The organism is Streptococcus parasanguinis (assembly GCF_001578955.1).
Lineage (GTDB): Bacteria > Bacillota > Bacilli > Lactobacillales > Streptococcaceae > Streptococcus > Streptococcus parasanguinis_U.
Window position 1 is genome coordinate 378,537 of the sequence record NZ_KQ969689.1, and the last position, 4,234, is coordinate 382,770.

Genomic DNA, 4,234 nt, shown 5'->3' on the forward strand with positions numbered 1-4,234 from the left:
TATTGTCAATAAAATCTCGGTTCCAAAGGTTATCAAAAATAAGATTTCCAAAACGAATAGCAAAGATATTTTGGATCATTTCTTTTCCAAGATAATGGTCGATCCGGAAGATTTGTTCTTCATCAAAGGTTTCTTCCAATTCCTTGTTGAGCTGACTAGCTGTTTCCAAGTCTGTACCGAAAGGTTTTTCAACGATCAAGCGCTCAAAGCCTTGCCCATCCACAATGCCTTCTGATTTGAGGTGTTTGGCAATGGTTCCAAAAAATTGAGGAGCCATGGACAAGAAGAAGACCTTGTTGTGTTCCGTTTGGTATTTTTCATCCAAGCTGTTTTGCAATTCACGCAGGGCGATGTAATGTTCGGTATCATTGACATCGTGGCTTTGGTAGTAGAAATGACTAGCGAATTCTTGAGCTTGTTGAGGGCTATCGGCCAGATCTGTGATGGATTCTACCACGACTGATTCAAAGTATTCCTTGCTCCATGGTCTGCGGGCTGTTCCGATAACCGCAAAGTTTTCAGATAGATTTCCTGATTTATAGAGTCTAAAAAGGGATGGATAGAGTTTGCGCTTGGCTAAATCTCCACTGGCCCCGAAAATGGTTACAATAACTTTTGAAGACATTTAAGTACCTATTTCCTATTTTATTAACCATATTTTACCATAAAATCCACAAGATTTCTTTGATGGAATCGTTGTTCTGAATATTTTCCGATGGGATTAGAGGATTTGAGAGGAAAGCATAGAAAAAGCTAGAATCAATGTGGATTCTAGCTTGAACAGTTATAAGATGTTTGGATCTACAACGGAAGCTCCATCAGAATACGCGGTAGACATATGGATTGGCCGGTTTCGTAATGGTCTGGCAATCGCTAATGTGGAGAACAGGCAAGCTTTGCTTGAGCTGCTTGTGGTATTCAATGGACAAGGTTCCTTTCGCATGGATCCAAGTATTGTTTTCGAAATGCTGCGGAGCCCCCGTCGTTAAGAGACCGTAGACTCCGGAATCTGCGATACAGTGGATGATCCCAAAGCGAAAGAGAAATTGGCTGTTCTTGTTATTGGGGTCATTGTAAACAAAGCCGGTCAGCTCGATCGTCTTTCCTGCAAATTGGTCAGGATAATCATAAATAACTTCCATGACTTCCATGTAATTCTCATTGGTCACCTGGATCACTTTTTTATCAACATATTTCTTTGCAGCCTGCTTCATTTCTGACTCATAGGCAGATTTGGTAAAATAGCTACTAGTATCTGGTTTGAGATACTGGGTTGTTGTCCCTTCGTCCTGTTGTATTTCCTTGGAAGAACCAGCCGCAACCGGGAAGTGGTAGCCTTTGGCAGAAACCGTTTGGGAATCCAGTGTCACTGTAGGGAAAAATAGTCCGACAAACAAAGGAATACAGAGCAAGAAAATACTCGCCACTTTTGCCCAGAAGCCAGAGAGATGACTGTGGATCTTCATCTGCTTGACCCAGATGATCAGCTGCACAAGAGCTAAAACAAAGGACAAGAACATAGAAATATAAGCCAAGTAAGAATAGTGTAAGTTGATGTATTGATTGAGCTTACCAGATAATTGAAGATACATGGTGAGCTCAAAATAACCTGCTAAGATCAAAAATCGTATCATAAAGCTACCCCCACAATCCAAGAGTATAGGAGCACAACTCCACAGACAATTCCGATAAATTGCCAGATAAAACGGGTCTTGAGATAATTTTTCATCATGAGGAGATTCTTGACATCAAGCATAGGTCCAATCACCAGAAAGGCCAGCACCGGCGCTACTCCAAAACTACTCAGAAGAGAGGAGCCGATAAAGGCGTCCGCCTCGCTACAAAGTGAGAGGAGGAAGGACAAGGCCATAAGGAGGAGAATAGCAATAACCGGTGTCGCACTGATCGAAGTAAGGATCCGTGTTGGGACATAGACTTGGACGAGGCTGGCAAAGAGGCAACCAAATACCAGGTAACGTCCCGTATCAAAGAATTCATCAATGGCTTGCACCAAGACTTGGAAGAGCTTTTGACCTTTGCTCAAGCTACTAAAATCATGTTCATGTACAGCCTTACGATGTTCTTTTTGGATCGAATCTGTCTGAATAAAACCAAGATAGATCCCTAGTACCGTTGCGACCAGTAGGGAACCAAGGGCGCGGTAGAGGGCCATCTTGACAGAATTCCCAAAGGCTGAGTAGGTCGCAAAGAGAACGATAGGATTGATGACCGGTGCTGTCACCAAAAAGGGAACAGCAGTATAACTTGGGACTTTCTTTTCTAGAAAGCGATTGATAATGGGAACAATTCCACATTCACAGGAAGGAAAGATAAAGCCGATAAAGGTCCCAAAGAAGATTCGCCCAAATTTATTCTTGGGAAGAAAGCGGTAGACCCTTTCGGGGGTGATATAGACCTCAATAATCCCTGAAATGATACTTCCGATTAGGACAAACGGTAGGGCCTCGATAATAATCGAGAGAAAAATAGCCCCAGCCTGCAAGACGCTAGAGGGAAGGTGTTGAAAGAATGTCATTACTTAGCCTTCTTTGCATCTTTAGCAGCCGTTTCTGCTTTCTTTTTTTCTTCGGGGAATTCAACTGTTTTTTCTAGATCTGGAAAACTTGCAAAGTTTTCAAACATTTTATCAAGATCATCTGTCTTAGAAAATTTAATAGCCATTTTTGGGCCTCCTTTTTCGTTTTCTATCATTATAACAAAAAGGAAAGATCAAGGGGGAAATAGAGCATAAAAGACAAGGAGGAAACTTCTACAAAACCCTAGCAAATAGGTGGCTAGAAGCCTTGGCTACGGTAAAATATGCTATAATAGAAGCTATGGATAAATATGAAAAAATAGCCCAAGAATTGGGTGTTAGCTTAAAACAAATCGATACCGTATTGAGTCTGACCGCAGAAGGCTCAACCATTCCCTTCATTGCTCGCTATCGAAAAGATATGACGGGAAATTTAGATGAAGTAGCGATCAAGGCTATTATTGATCGGGACAAATCCTTAACAGCTCTAGCTGAACGAAAGGAAACCGTCCTTGCTAAGATTGAGGAACAAGGCAAACTGACAGAGGCGCTCAAGCAGGCCATTGAAGCTGCTGAGAAATTAGCAGATGTCGAAGAGCTTTATCTACCTTATAAGGAAAAACGGCGGACCAAGGCCACGATTGCCCGAGAAGCAGGACTTTTCCCCTTGGCACGTCTCATCCTACAAAATAGTCCAAACTTGGAAGTAGAGGCACAGAAATTTACCTGTGAGACCTTCCCAACTGAAACCGCTGCTTTAACTGGTGCAGTGGATATTCTGGTAGAGGCTATTTCAGAGGATACCCAATTGCGGGCCCTTACCTATCAAGAAATTCATGGTCATTCCCTCATGACGTCAACCTTGAAGGATGAAAGCTTAGATCCTAAGAGAACCTTTGAAATCTACTATGATTTTTCTGAGAAGATTAAGAGTATGCAGGGCTACCGGACCCTGGCTCTCAATCGTGGGGAAAAATTGGGGGTTCTTAAAGTCGGATTTGAGCACCATCTGGATCGAATCATTCGCATCTTTGAAGCCCGTTTTAAAAGCAAAAATGCCTATGTCGATGACGTTATTCAGCAAGCGGTTAAGAAAAAAATCGTACCTGCGATTGAACGTCGAATTCGGACAGAGTTGACAGAGGTGGCAGAAGACGGTGCCATTCAATTGTTCTCTGAAAATCTACGGAATCTATTGCTTATCCCTCCATTAAAAGGGCGCGTGGTCCTTGGATTTGACCCAGCTTTTCGGACCGGTGCCAAATTAGCGGTTGTCGATGAGACAGGCAAAATGCTTGCCACCCAGGTTATCTATCCGGTTGCCCCTGCAAAACCAGCTCAGATCGAGCAGGCCAAGAAAGATTTGTCCTCCTTGATCAAGGAGTTTGACGTAGAGATTATTGCGATCGGGAATGGAACCGCTAGCCGTGAAAGTGAGGCCTTTGTCGCTGAAGTACTCCATGACCATCCAGGGGTCCGCTATGTCATTGTCAATGAAAGTGGAGCCTCTGTCTACTCAGCTAGTGAGTTGGCCCGTCATGAGTTCCCAGAATTAACCGTTGAAAAACGCTCGGCCATCTCTATTGCCCGCCGCTTGCAAGATCCCTTGGCTGAGTTGGTGAAAATCGATGCCAAGTCGATCGGTGTGGGTCAATACCAGCACGATGTCAATCAGAAAAAATTGACGGAAAGTTTGGA

At 43.3% G+C, this 4,234-nt stretch carries 5 protein-coding genes; 1 reads left to right on the forward strand and 4 read right to left on the reverse strand.

Features of this window, described 5'->3' with window-relative positions:
• The 4 genes from SPADD19_RS12340 to SPADD19_RS12020 all read right to left on the reverse strand — a co-directional run.
• Positions 1-625: glucose-6-phosphate dehydrogenase (locus SPADD19_RS12340; protein WP_481906732.1), on the reverse strand; the 625-nt coding region annotated here is incomplete at its 3' end.
• Between the two features lie 193 nt (positions 626-818).
• Positions 819-1,634 (reverse strand): TIGR03943 family putative permease subunit, encoded by an 816-nt coding sequence (locus SPADD19_RS01780; RefSeq protein ID WP_061455051.1) that lies wholly within the window; start codon positions 1,632-1,634, stop codon positions 819-821.
• Positions 1,631-2,536: a permease gene (locus tag SPADD19_RS01785; RefSeq protein ID WP_061455052.1), complete on the reverse strand. Its 906-nt coding sequence runs from the start codon at positions 2,534-2,536 to the stop codon at positions 1,631-1,633. The genes SPADD19_RS01780 and SPADD19_RS01785 overlap by 4 nt, the downstream gene beginning before the upstream one ends.
• The gene (locus SPADD19_RS12020) at positions 2,536-2,682 is read right to left on the reverse strand and encodes an SPJ_0845 family protein (RefSeq protein WP_009731407.1); all 147 of its coding nucleotides are present in this window, start codon (positions 2,680-2,682) and stop codon (positions 2,536-2,538) included. The genes SPADD19_RS01785 and SPADD19_RS12020 overlap by 1 nt, the downstream gene beginning before the upstream one ends.
• Positions 2,683-2,837: 155 nt before the next feature.
• Here SPADD19_RS12020 and SPADD19_RS01790 point away from each other — a divergent pair.
• The coding region (locus SPADD19_RS01790) for a Tex-like N-terminal domain-containing protein (RefSeq protein ID WP_423170605.1) at positions 2,838-4,234 on the forward strand (1,397 nt) is incomplete at its 3' end.